At 52.0% G+C, this 342-nt stretch carries 1 tRNA gene and 1 rRNA gene; both read right to left on the reverse strand.

Annotated features, from left to right (window positions below):
* Nucleotides 1-43 precede the first annotated feature (43 nt).
* Nucleotides 44-120 (reverse strand) — tRNA-Ile (locus tag IB252_RS29955).
* A gap of 161 nt (nt 121-281) precedes the next feature.
* Nucleotides 282-342 (reverse strand): 16S ribosomal RNA (locus IB252_RS29960); the annotation flags it as partial.

Raw genomic sequence — 342 nt, forward strand, 5'->3', positions numbered from 1 at the left:
GCTGAGCTATGGCCCCGTATTTCTACAGGTTCCCACACAAAATTGGTGGGTCTGGGCAGATTCGAACTGCCGACCTCACCCTTATCAGGGGTGCGCTCTAACCAACTGAGCTACAGACCCAATTTCGAGCTTTAAGGCCGACCTCACCCTGCTCTTTACCACAAAGCATGGGGTGCGTTCCAACCAACTAAGCTACAACCTGTTAGGGCTGCTTCTTATCGTCTTCTTCAATGAATCAAGCAATTCGTGTGGGAGCTTATGGAGCAGCTGATGTCGTCGATTAAGGAGGTGATCCAGCCGCAGGTTCCCCTACGGCTACCTTGTTACGACTTCACCCCAGTC

The sequence above is a fragment of the Pseudomonas sp. PDM10 genome (assembly GCF_014852295.1).
Taxonomy (GTDB): Bacteria; Pseudomonadota; Gammaproteobacteria; order Pseudomonadales; family Pseudomonadaceae; genus Aquipseudomonas.